Here is a 21,153-nt window from a genome sequence, read left to right as displayed (position 1 = left end):
AAGATACTGAGAGAAAATCCGTATCGCTAAGAGCTGATGCAAAAAGTTAATTGGGAGGGCGCGGTGCATACGCACTACACCTTCCCAAAATCGGGTTTTCGTTTTTCGAATAGGTTCTTAAAATAAACCACGTTTAAATTTCTGATACGTTTAAGCAACCTGAGTTCGGATTAAGAGAGTTTTCAAGTGCCACACGTTGTGTGGCACTTGAAAACTCTTATCTTGGCCTGCGCTTCGTGCACACCAAGATGGGAGTTCAGTCTATCCTCGCACAGAGCTACTTGGAAAGATCAACGCTACTACTTAGCCCTACAACTCAAGACAAACATTAAACTCCTCCAGAACCGATTTATAGACGGATCTCATGCGAAATAAACCCCGCTTTTTTGAGGAAAGTTCAACTACGCCGAACTTTCCTCAGAAAAGCGGGGTTTATTAAATTCAGGCTCCGACAGTAGTGATATAACTGTCCGGATGTTTTGGAGAACCCAAGTGAGATATGTTTATCCCGTTTTTTAAAGAGCATTCGCGAATTCGGTAGAAGCACTATATCTTGCAGAAGGAGAAAAAATTCTTTTGAAAATAATGTTGTAGAAAGTTGAAACGAGCAATAACTTCCATTGTCGATTTAAAACATTGGAACCAATTCCTTAAAATATCGATCTGAATGCATAGCATAGACAGAAAATCAACATCTCCAGAAAAAATGTACAAAGTTTCAGTTGTTGCATCCATGGCAACTTTATGGATTGGAATATTCTAAAATCCATTCGGAAACTTCAGGTTGTGGGCTAAAGTCTTAACTGAAAGTTGTACGACAGCCAAATTTTTGGATCAGGGTAAGATTCAGGGGTTTAAATAGTGGGCTGTGGCTTTGGGTGTGGGGTTAAGGAAAGGACATGACCAATTCACCAAATGGGGAACAACCCCCAGAGCAGGAACACGTCCCAGCAGGACGACGAAGCCGGAGACGCCGACTTTGGCGGCGGGTAGGCTTGGGCATTGGCGCAACCCTGCTACTTGGAGGAGCCGGGGGAGGGCTATGGCTCTATCTTTTCGTAACCCGAGATTTGGCTCCTACGGTGGCAAAGCAACTTGCCAATTTGGTGAACCGCCCTGTAGAAATTGAAGATGTTGAATCCTTCTCACTGACAGGTGTCACCTTTGGGGCTTCCACCTTACCCGCCACAGACACCGATCTCGATCAGATCGATATCAATCAGATTGTTGCCACCTATGATCTATGGGAGATTCTCTGGACTCGGCGTGTGGGTCTGGACGTTACCCTGGTCAATCCGCGCGGCGTCATCGATCAGACACCCGATGGAAAGTGGATTGTTACCAAATTTGGCCGTACGGAGGAGGAAGAGGAAGACGAGAAAGCCGGGCCCTTTAAAGTCGAGTTGGATAACCTCAAGGTACGTAATGGGGAGTTGACATTACTTCCCTCCCCAACCGTACAACAGGAGATTGGTAAACCCAATGTGGGTAAAAGCCTTGGGGCCAGGCCGGAAGTTAACTTTTCCGACGTGAATGGAGATTTGTCCTTACAGGACGACAATAACGTACTGACATTTGACGTACGGATGACTCCTCGCACAGGGGGACGGGCCCGGTTGTCAGGCCGGTTACTGTTGGAGGAGGAGCTATATTCCTTTACTTTGCGAAGCCGGAACCTGGCAGCCGCTGATGTCAGCTCGTTAATTGCGATTCCTGTCACTCTGGATGCTGGGTTACTGACGACCAATTTAACGGTGTTGGTAGAGGAGAATACGCTGCGATCGCTCGATGGATTCGTCCGTGTGCGTCAGGGTAGAGCGGTCGTGCAGGATGTACCGCAACCCATTCAGAATGTGCAGGCGAATGCACGGTTTCGGGGGCAGCGAATCGTTATTCAGAACAGCACGTTTGAGTACGGTGAGATTCCGGTTGCCCTGCGGGGAGATATTCACTTAGAGAGGGGCTATGACCTCGTCGCAGAAGCGAAGAACGTTCCTTTCGGAACCATCCAGCGTACGGTAGGGTTTGATGTACCCATTCCGATTGCAGGCAATTTTGATGTAGCCGCGACCCTGGGGGGCGACATTGACGACCCCGATGTTGCTGGGCGGGTACAGACCAACGGTCCAGCTCGGGTGGATCGGGTCACATTAAACTCAGCCAGTACCACTTTTGCCCTCGACGTTGACGAAGACGGCAGTATTCTGAACTTGCCCGAGGTGCGCGCCAATGTTGCAACGGGAGGAAGCCTGCAGGGTGGTGGCTCTGTCACCCTGGGCGATGCAGGGCAGATTGCACTGAACTTTGCAGTACGGAACGTAGCCAGTGATGCGATCGCCCAGTCCTACGGAGCCAACCTTCCCAATCGGCTACGCCTGGGCATCACCGATGCGGATGTTCGAGTATCAGGTCCCCTGCAACGGGTACAAACCCAAATTCAGGCACGCTCGCGCGGAGGTACTTACCCACTCCAGGGTGAGGTGTTAATTGCGGGAGGAAATATCGGCTTCCGCAATGTTCGAGCGCAAGTGGCGGGGGGCACCGTAACGGGAACAGGGGCGATCGCCAATAACCGCCTGGAAGCGGCTGTCCGGGTCAACAATGTTTCTTTAAGCGAGTTTTCGCCCCAAGTACAAGGGGTGCTGAATACAGATTTACGGGTTGCCGGGAACCTGCGTGACCTGGGCCCCGGTAGTGTGCGAGCCGAGGGGAATGTGCGCCTAACCCAGGGAGTTCCCTATCTGCAAGGCCCTCTGAATGCGTCATTTGCCTGGTTGGGCGATCGCCTGCAAATCAACCAGGCCACCGCCCCCGGCTTTTCCGCCAGCGGTACTGTGTTTACTAGCCTTAGTGGTTCACCCCAAATCTCTCGCTTGGATGTAGGGCTACAGCTTCGAGACTATAACCTGACTCAACTACAAGCCTTTCTGCCCGATCAGGTGCAATTGGCAGGGCGAGGCACATTTGACGGGCGAGTCACAGGTACCCCGCAATCCCCCAGTGTGGAGGGTCGTCTACAGACCCGTGACCTGGTGGTCAATCGTCTGGCATTTGATTCGGTGCTGAGCGGACCGATCGCCTTTACCCGAAATCGAGGCGGACGCATTGACTTAGTAGGAGCCCAGGACCGAATTTTTGCCGAACTCAACAGCCGCAACCGACCGACCGAATTTTTAATTCGCCGTGGAGAAACCGTAGCTCAGGGAACCACAGAGGGCGATCGCTTGCAAGCCCAGGTCGTTAACTTCCCGGTGGCATTTCTCAACTTGCCCCCTGTCGCAACGTTGGGAACACCTCGAGGTACTCTGACGGCGGGCAACTTTACAGTGAATTTGAATACCCTGGCAGCCAGTGGAGATATTCAAGTCGCTGACCCGGCGGTGGGATATGTGAGTGGCGATCGCCTCAGCACACGATTCCGTTATGAAGAGGGCGTCCTGGCTCTACAGAATGGCGAGTTACTGCTAGGGGACAGCCGTTTTCTGGTGGGAGGAAGTGTTGAGACGCGGGGCGATCGCACAGTCCGAGTGCAGGTAGCTGCTGATCAGGGCTATGTGCAGGATGTATTAACAGCGTTGCAATGGTATGAGTTTGGAGACATTGGTCGGGGGTTTGGGGCACCCAATTTTGCAGCAGCTGAAGATGTCACAACCGTTGCCGTGGGAAACCCCGAAGACTCGTTGCTGAATCAACTCCGTCGTCTAGCCGAAATTCAGGCTCTTGAAGACATTGAGGAGCAGGAAGCCGCCCAGGGCATCCAGCTACCAGACCTGCGGGATTTATCCGGGGTGTTTACGGGAGTTGTATCGGTGAACGGCTCTCTCGCGGAAGGCCTAAACACCGAGTTCGATGTAAACGGTGTCGATTGGGTTTGGGGAGAATACCAGGCGGATCAGGTGATTGCCCAGGGTAGCTTTAGTGATGGAGCCGTCACACTGCTTCCCTTGCGGGTGCAGGCCAACGAGGACGCCTACATCGATATTTCTGGCCAGTTCGGCGGCGAAAGCCAGGATGGACAAATACAAATCTCCAACATCCCAGCAGAAGGGGTACGCGATCTACTGAATGTGCCGGTAGATGTGACAGGAGACTTAGACGCCAACGTATTAATTGGGGGGAGCCTCGATAACCCCCTGGCTCGGGGTACCATTCTGCTCGATCGTGGCACCTTCAACCAGAAAGCATTGGACCGGGCTCGTACCAGCTTCAGCTATACCGATGCACGCCTTAGTTTTATTGGCGAGGCTGCCATTCCCGATACCAATCCCCTCCGGGTCGAGGGAAGTATTCCTTATCAACTCCCCTTCATGGCTGTGGAGCCAGCGTCTGACAATATCACCTTAAATGCTCGGGTTGAGGATGATGGCCTGGAACTCCTCAGCTTGTTTACCAATCAAGTGCAGTGGGAAGGCGGGGAGGGAGTCGTTGACCTGAATGTGACAGGCACTTTATATGAGCCCCAGATCGTAGGAACTGCCACCTTCACGAATGGGATTGTTTCTGCCCTTGCTCTACCTGAGCCTTTGACCAATGTAAATGGCAATGTCACCTTTGATCGCCGGTTGATTCGGGTGAATGGCTTGCAGGGGCAATTCGAACAGGGGTTTGTGACAGCCCAGGGGTTATGGCCGATCTTCAATGAGTATGACTTACCAGAGTCGACCGAACTCGAAGCAAGCAACCCATTAGCTGTAACCCTCAGCGATGTAGTGCTGAACTTTAAAGGGCTGTACCGGGGAGGCGTCGACGGTCAGGTTGAGTTGTTGGGAACTGCGTTTGCTCCCATTGTGACTGGCGATATTGAGCTGTCCAGTGGGCAGGTCGAACTGGCCAGTAATCGGGGCGGAGGTGCCGCTGCTCCCACCCAGGAACCCTACCAGAGTGGCCCGACTCGACCTCCACGACTGGAGGATTTGAAGATTACTCTGGGCGATCGCCTTCGCATTACCCAGAACCCGATCCTCAATTTTGTGGCGCGGGGTGATCTGCTGATTGATGGCCCTATTGGCAATCTTCGGCCCGAAGGTACGATTCGGTTACGCAGCGGGCAGGTGAACTTGTTTACGACTCAATTTGGACTGGCAGGCGGCTATGAAAACATTGCCCGGTTCTACCCCAATCGGGGGCTCGATCCATTCTTGGATGTCCGGTTAGTAACCTCGGTACCCGAACTTCAACGCGTGCCGGCCCCCTCCACTTCGCCATTTGGTACGGCTGAAATCGCAGAAACTCTGGCAACGGACATTGGAGCTGTGGGCACAGTACGGGTTGAAGCCCGAGTCGAGGGATATGCCAGCCAACTCTCAGAAAACCTGGAGCTGAGTAGTAGCCCTGCTCGTACCCAAAGCGAGATTATTTCTTTGTTAGGAGGAAACGTGGTGGCGTCTTTGGCTGAAGGGGATGGATCGTTGGCGATCGCCAACCTCGCCAGTTCGGCCCTTCTAACCCAGCTGCAAAATCAGCTGACTCGTGCTCTAGGGATCACAGAATTCCGGCTGTACCCAACAATTTTGCCGGAGGATGAAACGGCGAGAGGTTCTTCTACCGGCACGTTGGAGCTTGCATCCGAATTGGGGGTGGATATTACAGGGCAATTCTCGGCATCGGTCCTGGCTATTCTTACGGCAGATGCACCCGTACAGTTCAACCTGCGCTATCGTCTCACGGATCAACTGCTGCTGCGCGGTTACGTCGATACAGAGGGAGGACAGGGAGCTATTCTGGAGTTCGAAACGCGTTTCTAAAGTCTGCTTTAAAGGTTGTTTTTTCGTGCGCTTTACGCACGAAAAAACAACAATAAAAAAAGGGCTCTAGTTAACCAAACGTGGAACCATTCCAGCCCCAGAGATAACCTTTTGCGTCTGCAAATTCAATATAAATACGATTGGTAGGTACCCCAATCGCAGAGCTGACTTGATTGCAAAAGTCCTGGCTCATGGCTTGCGTTTGGTCGGCACTAAAAGAACCCACACTTTTCACTTCTACGTAGCAGACCGGATCAGTCGTGCCGCCAAATGTCATAGGAACATTGCTTTCAAAAGCCGTCATGACATAGGATTCGGGCTTTCGGGTATGTTTGGCAAGGCTACCTGACAGTTGTTTGAGCAGCGTTTCGATGCTGGCAGCATCGGGGGTAGGGATGGAGGTTTGAACTTTAATCAGCGGCATAGACAGTTTAGGTATCGCTCATATTCTTACGGCATGGGCATTTGTGTAGCCCACACACGATTGAAGCGGATAGAACAATTGGGACTAACAGCATTTTCGAGGGCGGCCTATAGACTGCCCTCGAAAACGCCTACTTTTGCTGATCTTGACCTGCTGTTATCCACCGTAATTCCAGCCGGTGGTCTCCAACCGTAGCGGGTTGCCTTCACGATGCACACCCGCCGCAACCACTTCACCGACAAAAACGGTGTGATCGCCCTGTTCGACAGAACCAATAACACGGCATTCCACGTAACCAAGGGTGTCAGTAATGATGGGACAACCTGTTTCGCCCAGGTAAAATTCCACGTCCTCAAATTTATTGCCAACCCGACGCATGGGTTTAAAGAATTTTTGAGCCAGTTCTTTTTGCCCATCCTCCAGGACACTAAGGGCAAACACATTGCTGGCTTTAATCATGCTGTGAGAAATGGAAGAGGTGTTGACGCAGTTGACTACCAGGGGCGGTGTAAAGGAGCCTTGCATGACCCAGCTCGCCGTAAAACCATTGACCTCCTCCCCATCTGTGACACCACAAATATAGAGACCGTGGGGAATCTTGCGGAGAATCGTCTTTTTCGCCTGTTCGTCCAGCACAGTTGTGACTCCGGTTACACAGTACAGGGTTAGTGTATCCGGTTTGGTTATGGCTGAGTCGCTAGATCTGCACCATGCCAGAATAGTTTGTCAGTAGTTCATCCCGGGTCAGGCTATCACTCGGATCTTGGGGCGACCAGAGGACTTCGTAGATCAGCAGGGATTCTGGCGAGATGGAACCCAGGCGCTTGAGGGCCGTACGGAGATCATCTGAGTTATAGATAGGCCCCGAGATGAGTGGGCGATCGTCCGTACTGCCAACCAACAGGGTCACGACGATGTAGGACGCCGGGTCTTCCTCTCGGTGAAGGCGATCGCGTCGTTGAACCCGCCCACCGACATTCACCAGTGACTCCACATCAAACTTACTGCGTTCTTCCAGAGACAACTGCTCAAAGAGCTGGGATGCATGAGCTCGACTATCAACGCTTTGGGATTGGGACAGGACATGCGTCCAGTTTTCGGGCGATCGCAACAGCACCAAAACCGTTTCCCGCAGAGCTTGAACCAACCCCTCCTTGGTATTCAAATTCCCCTGCTCCGCAATTTGGTTGAGGGTATCTTGAATGTACCGAGCTTGAGCCAGGAGGGCGACCTGAAGTTGCGTCACAGTCACCCGGTCGTTGTGCAACTCACCCGAAGCACTACCGTACCCATGGCTAGCCGGGCCTCGTCGGGATGAAGCCAGCTTCAGGTAAGTCATGATAATAGGCAACACGCCAAAGCCCAGGAAGAATAGCAGGAATATAAAATCTAACCCTGAGGAACTCGGCCCAGGAATCACCGGACCAGAACCATAACCACCACCCGGAACGGGGACAATCACCGGGCCAGATGGATAACGGCGGTAAGGACGGCCGTAGGGCTCCTCATAGGGACTGTAGTCCGAAGGGTAGTTCCAACCACTGGGCGGAGACGAGGGTCGATAATCGGAGGGCGGCAGTGTTCCGCCGCCGCCAGCAGGAGGAGCGCTATCAAAACCACCGCCTCGAGTGCGTCCGCCGGAGGTGGTGCTCAGGGCAATGTCGCCCACGCCCAAAATGCCCAGGCTGAGGAGAGCGATCGCCCCTGTTCGGATCCATCCTTTCGTTCCTGCACGCTGTAGTCTGCCCATGATGTGCGTCCTGTGCTATTGCAGTTTGCTTAAAATTGTGGCGCTCATTTATCTCACAAGCTTCTTAATTAAGCACGCCAATATGAGGGCTTCGTGCCCCACAGCACTATTAATTTGCACTGAATATGACGGCTTATTATTAACAGCCAGTGTGAAAGAAATCGAGATGGCTTACAACCGCCCTGAGAAGGAGGCCTAAAGAAGCAAAATTAATACTTTTATTCACTTTTTTGAAAAAGTTTTTTCCTGTTCCCATACAAGGGAATAGTGGTGTATCTCGAAATCTACAGCGCTTTGCGCTTGAGTCAGCCATGGTTGTTTTTGTGAGAGCCGCGCGGAGCGCGGCTCTCACAAAAACAACCATATTTTAAGTGTTTGAAAAGCGCTGTAACTAATACCAAGCGATAGAAATCAGGTACATCCCAGTTTTGTTAATATGGCGGGCTTTGCCCACCACATTAACAAAACTGGGTTTTCAATCTGCAAGAGTAGGATGTACCCTAGAAATCAACCGATGTTTAGAGATAGGGGTACGAAGCATTCCCCATCTCTAAACATCAGCAACTTCATGAGAATTGTTGATTGAATTGTTTTTTTACAGTTAATGAACCAAAGTTGATAGGAGAAACTTAGCGATTACTCTGAAAAGAGCGAGTGTTCCTCCCCCAAACGACTGACCCATGACACCCTTATCACAACTCGATTTTCAGCCTTATTTAACAGAGCAAGGCCAAATTGCTCCCGACCTGGAGGGAAAAATCGGAGTTTACGCCATTTTTGATGCCAATCAGGTGCTGCAATTTGTTGGTTATTCCCGCGATGTGGCTTTAAGCCTGCGTCAGCATCTGGTGCGCCAACCCGATCATTGCTACTGGTTGAAGGTGGAGATGTGCGATCGCCCTAACCGCACCCTCTTGGAGGAAACTCGCACAGCCTGGATTACTGAAAACGGCACCACACCTGCTGGCAATAGTACCGACACAGATGTCTGGAACCAGCCTATCGACGTCCGCCCCTGGCTTACCTCCGAGGAAGTCACCGCCTGCGCCCAAGCCGAAGAACTGGAGCGAGCCAAGCTCCTTAAAACAGCCGCCAGGCGGGCAGAAGCGGAAGTCTTGGCCCGTCTGGAAGCCAGGGGGGTTACGATCCCTTTACGATTTGACCCAAAACTCAAAGACGTAGGGCAGCTGAACCTTAAAGCATAAGCTACATAGTTCCAACTTTGGGGTAGGGGTGTTGCTTACATCGCTACCTCCAAGGTTTTGGGCTTTTACTCGGGTCTGTTTTAAAGGTTATTTACTCGTGTACAAAGCGCACGAATAAATAACCTTTAAAACAGGCCGAGCCAAGCATTGAACACTTTCTATTCAGGGCTCCCATCCGTCTTCTCAAACTCCAGGGTTGATTTAGAGAGACTTTGCTTCCGCTGCTCCCGAATTGTCTTCGCTCGCGAAACTAAATCCTGAAAGTATCCCGAATCTGTGATCTCGCTGACCTCCCGTTCCCGCTTTGCCTGATCAATCTCAATCTTGGGTTGCACCATCCCCTTCACCTTCTCCCGCATCTGCTCATAGATGGCCTGCGTATATCCACCTTCATCGGCACGGCTCAGCAACGCCACTCCAAATGCTGAACCCAGCACTGCAAAAACAGCTGGAATAAGGGGGAGCCATCCTCCCTCGATAAAGGCTACAAAACAGATCAAATACAACCCAACTAGAAGAGCCTGTTCTAAAACAATAAAGAGCCAGATGCGATGGTTGGTATAGGCGATCGCACCGCCCGCGATCGCCCATCCCAGAATCCACAAAACTTCCACCGACCACGGCCAGTACCACATCAAGGGCCGTTCTCCCAACGCCGCACTGATGAGCTGGCTGGTTCCCTGAGCATGGATTTCTACCCCTGGCATCAGGTCGCCCCCATCTCCCGCCGCACTAAACGGAGTGGCTAGTAAATCCTTCGCGACTGCTGACGTGTACCCAATCAGCACAACCTTGCCCCGAATCCAGTCGGGCTTCACCGCACCCTTTAACACGTCTGACAGGCTTACCACTCGAATAGTCTTCTCAGCGCCCTGATAATTCATCAGCACCTGATAGTCATAGGCCTGAGTGCGCCGGTAGCCCGCAGCCTGTTGCCCCAGACGGTGCAGCGTGGCCTGCCCTAACTGAATTTCACCATCCTCTCCCGCTGTCGCTTCGATCCCCTGGGAGGACAGGTAAGCCAACGCCATGGAGAAATGTAGAGAAACCATTTGGTTCTCCGGGTTCGTATCATTGCACAGGTGCTGAACCGGAAGCGGCACCTCCGATGGCCCCGGTACCGATACCAAAATGCTACGACGCACTATTCCATCTGGGTCCTTAGGGAAATCCGCAAAGGCTGTGCGCTCTGGCGGAGCACCGGGAGCCGGAGGTACTCCTGGATTGTCACCCCCACTCATCTGACAACCAGAAATAATTTGCTCGTTTTTAGCCATGACCGATGCGAGCTCTGCTCGGCCATCGCCTTGAGGAATATCACGGGCAATATCAACCCCAATCGCTAGAGGATCATTTGCCACCAGCGCCGTGAGAACATCCGCCAGGGTGCGATCGCGAATGGGGAACTCTTGCCGGGTTTGAATATCTGTTTCATCCACTCCCACCACCAGCAATCGATCATCCAAAGGAGCAACTGGGCGGCGACGCATGTAGTGATCATAGGCAGCTAATTCAGGGCCTTGTAGCCACCCCAGCCAACGGGCAGCCACCACACTTCCCGTTACCAATAAACTGGCAGACAACGTCGTCGCCACAATAGCGGGTAGGCGTGACGTCAGGGTCGATGTTTTTTCCCGAACTGCCGCCCCAAGTTGCGTAATTTTAAGTGGCATTGCTGTAGTAGATTTAGGCGAAAACTTTCTAGCGTTCCAGCTATCACGACTGTTATACCAGGGGCCAGAGGTATACAGGCTACTGCTGATGTGAATCGTCACTTGTATTCGTAAGCGATTCAGCAAAGCCCCGGTATGATGCAGTTAAGGTGAGTTAGCAATTTTCCGTTAGGACAATAAAAATTCAGCTCCTTACCAAGCCAACCCTATGGATATATTCCCCTTGAGTCGAGCTTTCTCTCTTGGATTCTGCCTGGTAACGGGAATGTTGACAGTATTCCCTAACATCGCCCTTGGGGCTACTACCACAGCTGGGCGTTCGGTGCTATCCCACCGAGAATCGTCCTTCCCCTCAACCCAAGTATCTCCTGCGGCCGCTTCTTCCAGACGCGTCGCTCAGCGTCTCAACTTCTCAGTGCGTAATGTTCGTTCTTCCCCCAGCCGCATTGGGGGGTTTGCCCGAGGGGATGCGTGTTTCTCTAACCCTCAGGATGCTCAGCGTCCGATGGCGCTTCTTCCGGTTCCAGCTAACGAAACTGGTAGCCAGGAGTTGGAAACCCAGGCCATTGGCCTGATGAACACCCTTGAAGACCGCCCGACATTTTTTGTTTACGTCCCTGCGATGGGCGTACAGAAAGGGGAATTTACTCTATGGAGCGACGATCAGACTGAGCTTTTGACCGAAAAAACCGTAACATTACCTGAGCAAGCCGGGGTGGTCGCCCTGACGCTGCCTGAGGAAATCGTTTTGGAGCCAGGAGACACCTACTACTGGACATTAGAGGTGTTGTGCAATGAAGACGATCGCTCGCGCAATGCCTTTGTGGAGGGCTTGGTACAACGGGTAACGCCCGACACCGCCCTGGTTGAGCAGCTACAACAAGCACTTCCGCGCGATCGCCCGGCTCTCTATGCCGACGCAGGCTATTGGTACGAAACCCTCTCCTCCCTGGCCCAGTTGCGCTACGAAAACCCAGCCGATACGAGCCTCCAGGCAGAGTGGGAAAACCTGCTTGACTCCGTTAACCTGGATACCGCAGCTGATGCTCCCCTGGCCCCTCCGCCCCCCTCAGAGCCTGCGCCCCAATGACATCAAAACGCCCCCAGCAAGCCGAACACAGTGAAACGGTAGAAGCCTGGTTGTTTCTGCTACCGGCCCTGGTGTTGCTGGGGGTCTTTGTGGTGTATCCCATTGGATACCTGACCTACCTCAGCTTCACCCAAGGCAGCTTCACCCGCGAAGGGGTGCACTGGGTGGGAGGCCAGAACTATCTACGGTTGGTGTTAAACCCCGATTTTTGGCAGGTTTTGGGCAACACGATTTACTTCACCCTTGCAACAGTCATTCCCAGTCTGGTCATTCCTCTGGGCCTGGCCGTGTTGCTAAACCGCTCAGTAGCTTTGCGAGATTTGTTACGAACGGCCTATTTTATTCCCTCGATCACCTCCCTGGTGGCCGTCGGGTTGGGGTTTCGCTGGCTGTTTCAGACAGATGGTCCGGTCAATAACCTGCTGGAACCCCTGGGTATCGTCCCCATTCCCTGGCTAGGCAGCACTACATGGGCTATGCCGGTGCTGATTTTGCTGAGTTTCTGGAAGCAAATCGGCTTTAATCTGGTAGTTTTTCTGGCCGGGTTACAGACGATTCCCCAAAACCGTTACGAAGCGGCAGAGTTGGATGGGGCAGGGCCCTGGCAACAGTTCTGGCACATTACCCTACCTGGCCTGCGGCCTACGCTCATTTTCGCCGCTGTCACCACAGGTATTTTCACATTGCGAAGCTTTGAGCAACCCTATGTGATGACGGGGGGTGGCCCTCTCAATTCCACCAACCTGCTCGTGTTTTACATCTACCAGGAAGCCTTTGGTCAGTTCGACTTTGGCTATGCCGCAGCGGCGGCAACAGTGCTGCTGCTGGTGGCCCTGGTGCTGGTTTACATTCAGTTGCGTGTGACACAGGACGAGGGATGAGAACCGTTTTTGGTAGTGCTGAATAGGGGATGAAATGGGATTTGGAACTGTGGTTCCAGATCCCATTTCATCCCCTATTCAGTAACACCCTTTTTGATAGGCCAAGATGTGGGCATCGCTATAAAATGGCGGAATGCGACGCATTGGGAAACTCAATCATATTTTGTCTGATCGGGGCTTTGGGCTGGATCACTACATCGCCCTGGCGCTACTGGGAGCGGCACTCGTCGCATTCACTTTCAACTTAGGTGGGTTAGCTCTGCGAGATTGGGACGAGGGCACCGTTGCTCAGGTCGCCCGAGAAATTTGGCGATCTACCTGGCAATCTCCGGCCGATGAAGCGTCTCAATCCCTGACCTGGCTTTTTCCGACTCTGGGTGGCGAGCCCTACGTCAACAAGCCGCCGTTGATCCATAACCTGATGGCGATCGCCTTCCAATTAGGTGGCATCAACGAATTCACAGCCCGGCTCCCCGGTGCTTTACTAACCGCAGTATCCGTACCCGTCCTCTACGCTCTGGGCCGGGAAGTCTTTCGACGGCGATCGGCAGCATTGATGGCTGCGCTGGTCTATCTCACCAGCCTGCCCGTCATGCGGTTAGGTCGCCTGGCCATGTTAGATGGAGCGGTGCTGTGTTTCTTGCTGGTGATGCTGTGGTGTACGGTGCGATCGCGCCGAGACATTCGCTATTCGCTGGGTATTGGCATTGGTTTTGGGCTCATCAGCTTAACGAAGGGAGTGCTGCTGGGGATTCTGTTGGGGGCGATCGCCCTTCTATTCCTGGCCTGGGATACGCCCCGATTACTACGGCAGCGGTATCTGTGGCTAGGTTTAGCTTTGGGGGGTCTGCCCGTCGCACTGTGGTATGGGGCGCAAGTGTGGCACTATGGCACTGATTTTTTGGGGCGCAACCTGGTCAATCAGTCCCTCAGTCGCGTCTGGGATAGCGTGGAAGATAACAGCGGCCCACCCTGGTATTACCTGCTAGAGCTATTGAAATACGGCTTACCCTGGCTGGTTTTTCTGCCCATTAGTTTGCAAAAAGCATGGCAGAACCGGGATTTGGGTTGGGCCAAGCTGGTATTGGTATGGGCTGGAGTTTATTTTGTCACGATCTCCTTAATGGGAACAAAACTGCCCTGGTATATCCTGCCGCTGTATCCAGCATTGGCCCTGGCGATCGCTTCCCACCTGGCTGACATGTGGGAGAACGGGCGACACATTAACGAGCGGCAATATTTTCTGGGTCATTACAGCTGGAGTTGGTTTTGGGTGTTTATGGGTCTGGCTGCACTCAGCCTCGGCGCTGGCCTCTACCTGGGATTTTGGCAGATTCTGCCACAGCCAAATGTAGGTTGGATGTGTCTGGTTCTGGCGGGCACCCTGTTTTCGACAGCCATTCTTCTGGCTCGCCGCAGCCCTCGATTTATGGCTATTTTGGCCTGGGGAACATTCTTGACCCTGCTCTTACTGATGGGCTCCTCCCACTGGGTTTGGGAACTAGCAGAAGACTATCCGGTCAAGCCCGTAGCCACTCTGATTCAGAACAACACACCCCCTGGGGAACGAGTCCATATGTCGGCCTCCTATCACCGACCCTCGTTGGATTTTTATAGCGATCGCCAGGTCATTCCTGCCAACCGCAAACGCCTGCAACAACTTTGGCAATCCGAACCTCAGGTTTACCTGCTGCTAAATCGCAATACCCTGAAACAATGGCGTCCTTCACCACGTCCTACTGTGCTTGGCACAGCTGAAGGTTGGACACTGGTTCATCACGGCAACAGTCAAGCTCAGTAGCGGGTGAAGAGCTACTCACCCCACTGGCTAACCGATCGAGCCACAGCTCATGCTGCCAGGAGGTGCTGTTTTAGACGTGTGGTTGGTTGTTGTGAGAGAAGAACTGTAACCTTGGCCCGGTGAGTTAGGACATCACGATTGAAGGCAATGCCTTCAATCGTGATGTCCTAACTCACCGGGCGATAGCAATAAGCGCCCCTCTCACAACAACCAACCACATTTTTGCAACACGACCTGTCAGGCCAGAATAGGGGATGGAAATAGGGCAATACACTGAAGGCATTCAGTTCCTGTCATTTCGAAAGACTATAAAGGGGTTATGTAATGGTTCGATGCTTAGTTGGGCTGAGGCGCCTGGGGATTGTAGGAGTAATATTTCCCCTATTGATACTGCTGGTGCTGGGAAGCCCGGCGTTTGGCTTCACCCTCTCAACAGGAATTGCCCAGACTACCATCCTGACCAATCTAACCACTGGGGAGTGGGCTGTCGTTGCAATGGGCAGCATCCTGGCCCTGGCGATCATCCTGCATCTGACCTTAGGGCGGTTAGCTCGCCGTTCCTGGCTACCGTTTCTACAAACGACGATTCCGCAGCCCGAAGGAGCTCCAGAATCCCGCATTTTGTCCGCAGAGACACTGTATCGCACTCTGTTACTGGGCAGTCGAACTGTGCTGTGGGTCGGGGTTGGCCTGGCCCTAACCCAGTTGTTTCCGATTACGCGTGTTTGGAGCGATCGCGTTCTCTGGGCCCTGGTTAGCAGTTTCACCGCCCCCATTCTCTCCCTCGGCCGCAGCCAGTATTCCCTCAAAGACATCATCCTGCTGGTGGTCATGATTCTGGCCCTGATCGCGATGTCTAAGACCGTAGCAGAAATGTTCAAGCGTCGGATCCTCTCCCTGGCCCGGATCAATCGAGGGATGCAGGAAGCGATCGCCGTCATTTTTCGCTATATCCTGATCGTCATCGGCGTCATGGTCTTGCTACAAGTTTGGGGGCTAGATATTAGCTCCCTGGCAATTCTGGCCAGTGCCTTGAGCGTCGGCGTTGGTTTTGGTCTACAGGATATCGCCAAGAATTTTGGCAGCGGTCTGGTCCTGGTGTTTGAGCGCCCTATTCAAGTGGGCGACTTTGTCGAAATTGGCGAGTGCATCGGTACCATTGAGCGCATCGGAGCCCGCAGTACCCTCATCCGTACCCTGGATCAGGTGTCGATTATCATGCCCAACTCTCGCTTTCTTGAGCATGAGGTAATCAATTGGAGTCATGACAATCCCCTATCACGACTGCATGTTCCGGTAGGAGTCGCCTACGGTTCTGATACTGAGCAAATCCGAGGCCTACTCTTGGAAGCAACTCAGAACCATCCCCATATCCTCAGCCACCCCAAGCCAACGGTGATGTTCACAGAATTTGGGGAGAATAGCCTTAATTTTGAGCTCCTTGTCTGGACCCGAGAACCCAGTCTGCAAGCTGTTCTCAAAAGCGATCTCAACTTTCGTATTGAACGCCTCCTACGCCAAAACGGCATTGAAATTCCATTTCCTCAACGGGATTTGAATGTACGAGGCACCCTACCCGTCACCCTACCCGATGGCGTGGTTGACGCGCTGCAACAGATGGCAGGGCAGACATCACCCGTCACAAAATCCACGGCTGATACACCGACGGACTCCTAATTTTTCGCAAACCGGTTTGGTTACACCCTTCTGACCATCGTTTTATAGCGATGTGCGAATTGGTTCTATACACAAGGGATAGGGTATGGGGTGTAAGACACCTCATACCCTATCCCTTGTGTACTGGGCGTACTTGCATACCCTGGGGCTAGTCCAACCTGTGATCGCGGTCACAATTGGATGGCGATCGCAGACATATTCACCCCCCCGTAGAATCACTGAGAGAACCCTCAATTGCCCTAATACTGAAGATGTTGGTGCTCTACTTTTCGCCCCCAATCTATGCTGAATCTACCCCCTTTCCATCTGGCCATTGTCCACTTCTACGCAAACCTCTATAAAACCGTCACTTGTGAAGTAGCCCCAAAACCCAGCCAGCTCACTGGCCCCACTTGTGAATCCCTTCAAAATGTCCCAGTTGAGTTTCAGGCTCTCCTGCCTGCCAAGGTCTATCCCCATTTACATCCCCAAAACTACCCCGTACCCGATTCAACTCAGCGGAAAAGATGGATTTGAGAATGAGCCACTCAACGGTAGAAGGCCTATGGTGGCGAGTTTAGAAACATCTCGGTAGCTCCGTAGCCATTCTCCGTACACAAGTATTTGGCTGATAGATCTTCCCCAAAAACACGGTCTCGATTCCCTTGAGAAAATGGCTTAGTAAGAGAGAACAGGACTTCAGGATTGGGAGTACGTGGCATACCTACACCTAACCCTGAACCCCTACAGATTTTTCTATTGGGTGTTTCTATGACCTATAGCTTGCGGGTGGCGGATTTACCCCTCACCGAGCGCCCCCGTGAACGATTGAAGGAATCGGGGGCACGCCACCTATCAACAGCAGAACTACTAGCTATTCTCCTGGGTACCGGACAAGGACCCGGGAAGCTTTCCGCCGTCGGTTTAGGGCAACATATTTTGCAGGTGTTGGGCAGTAGCCAGCGAGAGCCCATGACTGTCATGCGCACCGTCAGCATCCATGAGTTGACGCAAATCCCTGGGGTTGGAGATGCAAAGGCATGCACCATCATTGCAGCCGTGGAGTTAGGCAAGCGGGTATTTCAGTCACGGCCAAGCGATCGCCCCATTGTGGATGACCCGGCGATCGCCGCCGCCCTCCTGAGCCACGACCTGATGTGGCAAACTCAGGAAAAATTTGCCGTTCTCCTCCTCGACATCAAACACCGTCACCTCGGTAGCCACATCATCAGCATCGGCACCGCCACCGAAACCCTGGCTCACCCCCGCGAAATTTTCCGTGAAGTCATCCGTCAGGGAGCCACGCGAGTCATCGTGGCCCACAACCACCCCTCCGGCAGCACCGATCCCAGCGCCGAAGACATTGCCCTCACCCGGCAACTGCTCCAGGGAGCACGCCTGCTAGACATTCCCCTCCTCGATCACCTCATTCTAGGAAACGGAGACTTCGCCAGCCTCCGTCAAAAAACCACCCTCTGGGAAGAATGCCCCCAGGGAGCCTAATGTCCAATCCGGTTGAATAACCGTAATCAATCTCAACTCGGGATAAGTCCAAGAGTCCACTTGCCGTGCGCAGAACGCACGACAAAGTGAGCTTTTTCGAGGGGCACGCTTTGCGTGCCCCTCGAAAAAGCCCTTAACCCGAACTCAGGTTAAATAGAGCTATGAGATGGGATATGTGACTACAGCTCCATATCCCATCTCATATCTTTCGGCAACGGAAAAGTTCTGTACTAACGCCCGCCAGCATAGCCGGATAGAGTTTTAGGGAGAAAGAAGCACGAAATGCCCCTCCTCCCTAAAACTCTATCTGACCCTGTACTCAGACACGAGGAAGAAAGAACACCTACTCCTCTACTTTCTCTGCCCCTACAGAAACCAAAAAATCGACATTTTGAAAGACATTCGAAAAAAAGCCTTTACCACGTTGCAGGTGATAGCATCCTGCCTTATACTAAAGCCTCGAAATTAGTGCTCAACGCCAACGAAACGGCAGGAGGCAATTATCCCTGAAACGTTATCTCTAACGGTTAGTTTGAGAGGCAACCGCGAGGTGCGAGAAAACCTGCAGCTCTTCCGCCTTGCCGGTTTACTCGACGCATTTTCTGAGCCCACCTTCCGCAAAGTCATGGACAAATGCGTCGAAGATGGCCCAGCAAATCTGATCCTCGATTTGTCTCAAATTGACTTTATCGACAGTTCCGGTCTCGGAGCTCTAGTTCAGGTTGCCAAAAAAGCTCAGAGTGCCGGAGGCATGATTCAAATCGTCACCAACCCCCGGGTCACCCAGACGGTCAAGCTGGTGCGATTAGAACAGTTCCTTTCGCTGCAACCCTCAGTTGAGGTCGCCATTCAAAATGTCAAGCAGTCTTAGCTGCCTGACACCTGCCATTACCCCGGATGATTTACGCCGGTTATCACCGGGGGTATTGGCGCATCTAGGCGATGCTGTGTACGAACTCTTTGTACGCACATCCTGCCTATTGCCACCCCGCCGCTTGCAGGCTTACCACGCTCAAGTTGTGCGGCAAGTGCGAGCCGAAAGCCAGGCTCAATCTCTCAAGGTTTTATTACCCCAGCTAACCCCCAGTGAACTAGAAATTCTTCGCTGGGGGCGTAATGCGTCTCCTAGAGGCCCTAAGCGGCTTGATCCGGGCACTTACCAGGAAGCAACAGCCCTGGAGACGCTACTGGGCTATCTGTATTTATCCGATGCTCCCCGCCTGGATGAATTGCTGATGGCGCTGCGAGAACAGATGCAATTCGACGAGGCTTCCCCCTCCAGTTCGGCAGATTTGTAAACTTGCCCAGCTGGAGGAAGGGGGATCAATTTCAAGGTGCTAGGCTGGAAGCCGGCGAAATTTTTATTGTGCAATTCACTGTGCGGGCCTGAACAGGCCGGGGGAAATCTATGGCAGCAAATGATCGGAAATTTAACCGGGGTAAGCAAGACGGTTATAGCAAACCGTCTCGGCCCGGGACTAAGGCTGGCCCCCGGCGCCCTGACGCAGAGGGGGAAGGCTATAGCCGGGGAGGTGGCAAGCGATCGCCCTCCTCACGCGACTTTCGCCGCCCCGGAGAAGGCGGCTACTCTGACAAACCCCGCCCGAAGCGAGAAGGACGCCCCGATCGCGACGGTAAACCCGAAGGTCGTCGTGATTCTCGCCCGGATAACCGCGGGGAATATCGGCCCAAACCTCGCCCGGATAACCGGGGGGACTTCCGCCGCGATGCCCGCCCAGAGAACCAGAAGGAGTATCGTCGGGACGATCGTGGCAATGAGAATTTCCAGCGAGAAGAACGCCCCTACGAGGCGCGTGAACCTCGTTATGAGGATCGTCCTAAGAAAGACTTCCACCGCGACAATCGTCCGAGTGGCCCAAAGAAGGATTTCCGCCGCGAGGAGCGTTTCAGCAAGCCACGCGACTTTGACCGCGAAGAACGTTCCAGTGGCAAGGATTCTCACCGTGAGGAGCGTTTTAGCAGCAAGGATTCTCGCCGCGAGGAGCGTTTCAGCAAGCCGCGCGACTTTAGCCGCGAGGAGCGTTTCAGTGGCAAGGATTCTCACCGTGAGGAACGTTCTCATGGGCCACGGGATGCTCAGCGGGAGGAGCGTTTCGCGAAGACACGTGACTTTAAACGTGAAGGGTCTGGTGATACGCGTAACTTCCGTCGTCAAGATTCTCATGCAGAATCTCACTCTCAGGCCCGCCGGGGTACCGCTGCGATCGCCACAACCGAGCGCAGCGAGACAGAAGAAAACCCTGATTTGGTCTATGGTCGGCACACAGTGCAGGCCTTGTTAGAGAGCGAGCGTCAAATCAACCGCATCTGGCTCTTGCCCCACCTGCGCTATGACCACCGTTTCCACAGCCTACTCAATCAGGCCAAAGCAAACGGCACCGTTATCGACGAAGTAGAAGCTCGTCGTTTGAGCCAGCTCACCCAGGGTGCAACCCACCAGGGCATCGCCGCCCAGGTCGCCCCCTACGACTATTTGGAACTCTCCGTTCTAATTGAGCAGGCCAAAGCAGCAACCGAATACCCCGTGATTCTGGTTGCGGATGGCATTACCGATCCGCACAATTTGGGAGCCATTATTCGGACAGCAGAGGCTATGGGAGCACAGGGGCTCGTAATTCCCCAACGGCGTTCTGCTGGCATCACCTCGACTGTCATGAAAGTCGCAGCGGGAGCCATGGAAAACTTCCCCGTATCGCGAGTCGTTAACCTCAGCCGGGCTCTGGACGAACTCAAAGAAGCAGGTTTCTGGGTCTATGGTACCGATGCCCAGGCTCCCCAGACTATCCAAAACACTGACCTGAAAGGTCCCGTCGCCCTGGTCGTTGGCTCGGAAGGTGAAGGATTGGGAATGTTAATCCAAAAATCTTGCGATGCACTGGTTGCGATCCCCCTAAAAGGCAAGACATCCAGTCTTAATGCATCTGTCGCAACAGGGATGGTACTTTACGAAGTTTATCGCCAACGGGGATCACAAAGCTGGACTCTTGATCCCCAAAATCCAGTCAGATAGCCTACTTGAGAGCCTTGAATCTTTCGTTTAAACCCGTTAATTTGAGGGTGTTATTACTCCTATCACCCGATTAAAACCGACTAAAACCTGTTTATCCTGGAAGCGGCCAAGAAATTATGAGTGAGATTTGGACTAACATCCTGCATACATTGGGGCTTGCCTGGTGGGTGGAAGTGATCACAGAGTCACCTCGCTGCACCTACTACTTTGGACCGTTCGCCAGCTCTGAGGAGGCAAATGCTTCCAAGCAAGGGTATGTGGATGACCTTGTACAAGAGGGAGCCCAGGGAATTAAGGTTGCTATTAAGCGGTGCAAACCCAGAAAACTGACTGTTTCGGATGAAGCTCCCGAGCTCAGCGGTCGTTCAACAACGCCACTATTTAGCCGTTAGCTC

At 53.0% G+C, this 21,153-nt stretch carries 15 protein-coding genes; 11 read left to right on the top strand and 4 right to left on the bottom strand.

The genetic code is table 11. From position 1 onward, the window contains the following. The first annotated feature begins 899 nt into the window (after positions 1-899). Entirely contained in the window at positions 900-5,744 is a 4,845-nt protein-coding gene (locus tag NDI52_RS06685) for a translocation/assembly module TamB (protein WP_190771884.1), read from the top strand. Between the two features lie 70 nt (positions 5,745-5,814). Here the strand turns inward: NDI52_RS06685 and NDI52_RS06680 are convergent, their stop codons facing one another. The 3 genes from NDI52_RS06680 to NDI52_RS06670 all read right to left on the bottom strand — a co-directional run bounded on the left by NDI52_RS06680 (position 5,815) and on the right by NDI52_RS06670 (position 7,918). Continuing rightward, positions 5,815-6,168, bottom strand: coding sequence for a phenylpyruvate tautomerase MIF-related protein (locus NDI52_RS06680; protein ID WP_190771885.1), 354 nt, complete (start codon positions 6,166-6,168; stop codon positions 5,815-5,817). Positions 6,169-6,324: 156 nt separating this feature from the next. Further along, positions 6,325-6,804 (bottom strand): flavin reductase, encoded by a 480-nt coding sequence (locus tag NDI52_RS06675; protein WP_190771886.1) that lies wholly within the window; start codon positions 6,802-6,804, stop codon positions 6,325-6,327. Positions 6,805-6,865: 61 nt separating this feature from the next. Further along, complete coding sequence (locus NDI52_RS06670) at positions 6,866-7,918, bottom strand: DUF1517 domain-containing protein (RefSeq protein ID WP_190771887.1); 1,053 nt, start codon at positions 7,916-7,918, stop codon at positions 6,866-6,868. 680 nt (positions 7,919-8,598) lie between these two features. On the opposite strand from NDI52_RS06670, the gene NDI52_RS06665 reads away from it, so the two are divergent. Next, positions 8,599-9,123, top strand: a complete 525-nt coding sequence (locus NDI52_RS06665) for a GIY-YIG nuclease family protein (RefSeq protein ID WP_190771888.1) — start codon at positions 8,599-8,601, stop codon at positions 9,121-9,123. 158 nt (positions 9,124-9,281) lie between these two features. Here NDI52_RS06665 and NDI52_RS06660 read toward each other — a convergent pair whose 3' ends face one another. Further along, positions 9,282-10,796 carry a CHASE2 domain-containing protein gene (locus tag NDI52_RS06660; RefSeq protein WP_190771889.1) on the bottom strand — a complete coding sequence of 505 codons (1,515 nt, stop codon included), beginning with the start codon at positions 10,794-10,796 and terminating at the stop codon, positions 9,282-9,284. A 265-nt stretch (positions 10,797-11,061) separates the two neighbouring features. On the opposite strand from NDI52_RS06660, the gene NDI52_RS06655 reads away from it, so the two are divergent. The 9 genes from NDI52_RS06655 to NDI52_RS06615 all read left to right on the top strand — a co-directional run bounded on the left by NDI52_RS06655 (position 11,062) and on the right by NDI52_RS06615 (position 21,150). Then, a complete protein-coding gene (locus NDI52_RS06655; RefSeq protein WP_190771890.1) occupies positions 11,062-11,886 on the top strand; it encodes a DUF928 domain-containing protein in 825 nt (274 codons plus the stop codon). Then, on the top strand, positions 11,883-12,767 hold the full coding sequence (locus tag NDI52_RS06650; RefSeq protein ID WP_190771891.1) for a sugar ABC transporter permease: 885 nt from the start codon (positions 11,883-11,885) through the stop codon (positions 12,765-12,767). The genes NDI52_RS06655 and NDI52_RS06650 overlap by 4 nt, the downstream gene beginning before the upstream one ends. A gap of 133 nt (positions 12,768-12,900) precedes the next feature. After that, entirely contained in the window at positions 12,901-14,568 is a 1,668-nt protein-coding gene (locus NDI52_RS06645) for a glycosyltransferase family 39 protein (RefSeq protein WP_190771892.1), read from the top strand. Positions 14,569-14,892: 324 nt separating this feature from the next. Continuing rightward, positions 14,893-16,245: a mechanosensitive ion channel domain-containing protein gene (locus NDI52_RS06640; RefSeq protein ID WP_190771893.1), complete on the top strand. Its 1,353-nt coding sequence runs from the start codon at positions 14,893-14,895 to the stop codon at positions 16,243-16,245. Between the two features lie 750 nt (positions 16,246-16,995). Then, positions 16,996-17,727, top strand: a complete 732-nt coding sequence (radC, locus tag NDI52_RS06635) for a DNA repair protein RadC (protein WP_190771894.1) — start codon at positions 16,996-16,998, stop codon at positions 17,725-17,727. A 532-nt stretch (positions 17,728-18,259) separates the two neighbouring features. Beyond that, positions 18,260-18,598, top strand: a complete 339-nt coding sequence (locus NDI52_RS06630; protein WP_199307875.1) for an STAS domain-containing protein — start codon at positions 18,260-18,262, stop codon at positions 18,596-18,598. Then, the gene (locus NDI52_RS06625; protein ID WP_190771895.1) at positions 18,582-19,025 is read left to right on the top strand and encodes a ribonuclease III domain-containing protein; all 444 of its coding nucleotides are present in this window, start codon (positions 18,582-18,584) and stop codon (positions 19,023-19,025) included. The genes NDI52_RS06630 and NDI52_RS06625 overlap by 17 nt, the downstream gene beginning before the upstream one ends. A 110-nt stretch (positions 19,026-19,135) precedes the next feature. Continuing rightward, on the top strand, positions 19,136-20,758 hold the full coding sequence (gene rlmB / locus NDI52_RS06620; RefSeq protein WP_190771896.1) for a 23S rRNA (guanosine(2251)-2'-O)-methyltransferase RlmB: 1,623 nt from the start codon (positions 19,136-19,138) through the stop codon (positions 20,756-20,758). 116 nt (positions 20,759-20,874) lie between these two features. Further along, complete coding sequence (locus NDI52_RS06615) at positions 20,875-21,150, top strand: DUF1816 domain-containing protein (protein ID WP_190771897.1); 276 nt, start codon at positions 20,875-20,877, stop codon at positions 21,148-21,150. Positions 21,151-21,153 lie beyond the last annotated feature (3 nt).

Origin of the sequence: Leptolyngbya sp. PL-A3 (assembly GCF_039962325.1) — a bacterium.
Lineage (GTDB): Bacteria > Cyanobacteriota > Cyanobacteriia > Elainellales > Elainellaceae > Vacuolonema.
Note: the sequence above shows the minus strand (reverse complement) of the source record. Positions and strands in the feature narration are given on the sequence as shown.

What these genes read in the sequence shown, in the direction of transcription:
- NDI52_RS06685 (WP_190771884.1), top strand. Translation starts at nt 900, where the DNA reads ATGACCAATTCACCAAATGGGGAACAACCCCCAGAGCAGGAACACGTC.
- NDI52_RS06680 (WP_190771885.1), bottom strand. Translation starts at nt 6,168, where the DNA reads ATGCCGCTGATTAAAGTTCAAACCTCCATCCCTACCCCCGATGCTGCC.
- NDI52_RS06670 (WP_190771887.1), bottom strand. Translation starts at nt 7,918, where the DNA reads ATGGGCAGACTACAGCGTGCAGGAACGAAAGGATGGATCCGAACAGGG.
- NDI52_RS06665 (WP_190771888.1), top strand. Translation starts at nt 8,599, where the DNA reads ATGACACCCTTATCACAACTCGATTTTCAGCCTTATTTAACAGAGCAA.
- NDI52_RS06660 (WP_190771889.1), bottom strand. Translation starts at nt 10,796, where the DNA reads ATGCCACTTAAAATTACGCAACTTGGGGCGGCAGTTCGGGAAAAAACA.
- NDI52_RS06655 (WP_190771890.1), top strand. Translation starts at nt 11,062, where the DNA reads ATGTTGACAGTATTCCCTAACATCGCCCTTGGGGCTACTACCACAGCT.
- NDI52_RS06650 (WP_190771891.1), top strand. Translation starts at nt 11,883, where the DNA reads ATGACATCAAAACGCCCCCAGCAAGCCGAACACAGTGAAACGGTAGAA.
- NDI52_RS06645 (WP_190771892.1), top strand. Translation starts at nt 12,901, where the DNA reads ATGCGACGCATTGGGAAACTCAATCATATTTTGTCTGATCGGGGCTTT.
- NDI52_RS06640 (WP_190771893.1), top strand. Translation starts at nt 14,893, where the DNA reads ATGGTTCGATGCTTAGTTGGGCTGAGGCGCCTGGGGATTGTAGGAGTA.
- radC (WP_190771894.1), top strand. Translation starts at nt 16,996, where the DNA reads ATGACCTATAGCTTGCGGGTGGCGGATTTACCCCTCACCGAGCGCCCC.
- NDI52_RS06625 (WP_190771895.1), top strand. Translation starts at nt 18,582, where the DNA reads ATGTCAAGCAGTCTTAGCTGCCTGACACCTGCCATTACCCCGGATGAT.
- rlmB (WP_190771896.1), top strand. Translation starts at nt 19,136, where the DNA reads ATGGCAGCAAATGATCGGAAATTTAACCGGGGTAAGCAAGACGGTTAT.
- NDI52_RS06615 (WP_190771897.1), top strand. Translation starts at nt 20,875, where the DNA reads ATGAGTGAGATTTGGACTAACATCCTGCATACATTGGGGCTTGCCTGG.